We start from the raw sequence: 3,009 nt of genomic DNA, 5'->3' as shown, positions 1-3,009 counted from the left end.
CGCCGGCCCGCTCCGCCCCGGCGGGCGCGACCGCGCGCCCACCACCGTCAGCCCGAGGCGCCGCGATTCCGCGGCGACCAGCGACGCCGCATCGGTGGCATAGCGGCCCGTGCCATGATCGAAGGTGGCCACCGCCGCGATGCACTCGGGCGCCCACCGCGCCATGGCCTGCAACAGCACCATGGAATCGCGTCCCCCGGACACGGCCAACACCACCGGTCCGACGACGGGCGCCATGGCCACCTCGAGCGACGCCTGCAGCAGTGCGTCAGGCGGAAAGTTCGTCAGTTCGGACATGTTGGACTGATCGCCTGCGCGCGGCAACGCGTCAACCACCCCCTACCTTCCGGCGGCCGAGTTGCTTACACTTTTCAGCACTTGGCAGACGCACGCAGCTGTGCGCCCGTCATCAATCGACTTCGGAGACCGACAGTGGAATCACACGGAACGCTGGGAACCATCTGGGCCTCGTTGGGGATGACCGCCTATTACATGGCGCTCATCTGGATCAACATTCTGCTTGGCCTGTTTCTCTCCCCGCTGTTCATGATCCCGATCACGTGGATTCAGGATCGCATGCGCGGCAACCGGAACGCGGTCAAGGCGTAGCGAGCGGCTGCGGCGGCAGTCGGGTGGGAACGTGAACGAGTTCGTGAACGAGTGTGCGAATGAGTTAGCGGACGGGCAGGTCTGAAGGGCGCCGGCAGCGGCGCCCTTTTTCGTTTTGCCGGGAGCGTATCCTCACCGGCGCGGGCTGGTTCACGGCGCGAGACGTCCGCGCGGGACGGATCCGCCCATCATCTCGCTGGCGGGCAGGATCACCGCATCACCGATCGACGTCCGCCGACCGGTGAGATCGCTCAGATCGCTGCCGTGGTACGCTTCCTCGCCATGCTCCATGACATCGATGCCGGCAACTTCAGAGTCGACGGGGATGCGGAGCGGGACGACCATTCGGAGCGCCAACAGCAACCCGCCACTTGCGAGCGCGACGAACACGATCGTCGCGACGACCGCCAGCAGCTGCACGCCGATCAGCGACCAGTTCCCCAGCAGCGCTCCGTCGGCACCATTGGGATTCACCTCGCGCGACGCGAAGATTCCGGTGAGCAACGCGCCCGCGATTCCGGCCACGCCGTGGCAGGCGAAGACGTCGAGCGTGTCATCGAGCCTGGTCGTCGCGCGGTAGTGCAAGGCGAAGAACGAGCAGGGAGCGGCCAGCACACCGATCGCGAGCGCGGAGAGCGGGGTGACGAATCCGGCAGCCGGGGTGATGGCGACCAGGCCGACGATGGCTCCCGTTGCCGCGCCGACGGCGGTCGCGCGTCCACCTCGCCACGTTTCGAGCGTGATCCACGCGACCAACCCGGAAGCGGCGGACGCATGCGTCGTGAACAGCGCGTTGGCCGCGATGCCATCGGCCGCCAACGCCGACCCGGCATTGAAGCCGAACCACCCGAACCAGAGCAGTCCGGCACCAAGCAGCGTGAAGGGCACGTTGTGCGGAACAGTGGGAACGCGCTTGAAATCGCGGCGGGGGCCCAGCACGACCGCCAGCACGACCGCCGTGACGCCGGCACTGATGTGCACGACCGTCCCGCCGGCGAAGTCGAGTGCACCGAGCGTGCGGAGCCACCCGCCGTCGCCCCAGACCCAGTGCGCGAGCGGATCGTAGACCAGCGTCGTCCAGAGCACGCCGAACACGAGGTACACGCCGTAGCGCATGCGGTCGACGATCGCGCCGGAAAAGAGTGCAACGGCGATGCCCGCGAAGGTCGCCTGAAACGCGGCGAACAGCACGTGCGGCAGCGCCGGTGCATAGGTGCTGTTGGGCAACGCGGTGACACCGGAGAAGCCGGCGAACTCGAAGCTGCCGATCCACGGGGAGCCCGCGCCGAACGCGAGACTGTAGCCGAACAGCACCCACTGCACCGTGACCACGGCGAGCGCGCCAAGGCTCATGAGCATCGTGTTGAGCGCACTCTTGCTGCGCACCAACCCGCCGTAGAAGAACGCGAGTCCCGGCACCATCAACGTCACGAGCGCCGTACTCACGAGCACCCACGCCGTGTCGCCAGCCGAGACCGCGGACGCCACGAGCGAATCGATCGGCGCGCCGACGATCACAGGTCGTCCTTGGTGAACACGGGCATCTCGAGCTGTGTGCGGCGCATGATCTCGTCCGCGTTCACGGCCGTGAGCGCGTGGTTGTCGCGTTCGCCTGTACGAATGCGCACCGTGGTCTCGAGCGGCATCACGAAGATCTTCCCATCGCCGACGTCCCCGGTGCGCGCGCCCTCGCAGATGGCCTCGATGGTGCGCTCGACGAACGGGTCGGACACGGCCATCTCGATGCGCACCTTTTCGTGGAACTCGAGCACCACTGTGTCACCGCGATAGCGCTGCACGACGTCGCGCTCTCCACCGTGGCCGCTGACGCGGGAGAGCGTCATTCCGGTCACGCCCACCTGGAAGAGCGCGAGCTTTACGTCGGCCAGTTTTTCAGGGCGGACTATGGCGACAATGAGTTTCATATCGTGCAATCCGGCGACGTTGAAGTATGGGGGTGTGCGGGAGCCGATGATCCTTTGCGCGGTGAACTCTACTTTAACGGTTGCAGAGGATGCGAGGTGGGGTTGGGACTGGCGCCTCTGGCGACTGGCGACGGGCGACTGGCGACTGGCGACTGGCGACGAACTGGTGATTGACGACCAATTGGCAACAGACGGCATGCGGCGCGCGCCGGCAGAAATGCCGCATTCCGCTCCGGGGCATTTCGCTCAGACGCGAGGCGCGAGGCGTGAGGCGTCAGGGTGTGGTCGGGCGCCGCGAGGAATCGCGTGATCGTGCCGGCGGCTCAGGCGCGAGTTGGAGTAGCCAGGCGCCAGTTGGAGTAGCCAGTGGCCGGTGGCCGGTGGCCAATGGGCCGCGGTGTGTTCCTGACAACTGGTCCTGGCCACTGGGTCGCCCTCACACCACCCGGACCTATCAGAAATTTTGTGTGCGGGG

The 3,009-nt window shown here is 66.7% G+C and carries 4 protein-coding genes; 1 reads left to right on the top strand and 3 read right to left on the bottom strand.

Going from position 1 to position 3,009, the window contains the following annotated elements; translation table 11 throughout:
* On the bottom strand, nt 1-297 hold a 297-nt coding region (locus RMP10_RS09650), incomplete at its 3' end, for an ATP-binding protein (RefSeq protein WP_310570105.1).
* A gap of 135 nt (nt 298-432) precedes the next feature.
* Here RMP10_RS09650 and RMP10_RS09645 point away from each other — a divergent pair.
* Nucleotides 433-609 (top strand): hypothetical protein, encoded by a 177-nt coding sequence (locus RMP10_RS09645; protein ID WP_310570104.1) that lies wholly within the window; start codon nt 433-435, stop codon nt 607-609.
* Between the two features lie 150 nt (nt 610-759).
* Here the strand turns inward: RMP10_RS09645 and RMP10_RS09640 are convergent, their stop codons facing one another.
* A complete protein-coding gene (locus RMP10_RS09640; protein WP_310570103.1) occupies nt 760-2,127 on the bottom strand; it encodes an ammonium transporter in 1,368 nt (455 codons plus the stop codon).
* Entirely contained in the window at nt 2,124-2,534 is a 411-nt protein-coding gene (locus RMP10_RS09635; RefSeq protein WP_310570102.1) for a P-II family nitrogen regulator, read from the bottom strand. The genes RMP10_RS09640 and RMP10_RS09635 overlap by 4 nt, the downstream gene beginning before the upstream one ends.
* Between the last annotated feature and the right edge of the window lie 475 nt (nt 2,535-3,009).

The sequence above is a fragment of the Gemmatimonas sp. genome (genome assembly GCF_031426495.1).
Classification (GTDB): Bacteria; Gemmatimonadota; Gemmatimonadetes; order Gemmatimonadales; family Gemmatimonadaceae; genus Gemmatimonas.
The sequence above is the reverse complement of the archived record's forward strand: the minus strand, read 5'-3'. Positions and strand labels throughout refer to the sequence as shown.

Coding starts and splice junctions, on each gene's coding strand:
- RMP10_RS09635 (WP_310570102.1), bottom strand. CDS start 2,534: ATGAAACTCATTGTCGCCATAGTCCGCCCTGAAAAACTGGCCGACGTA.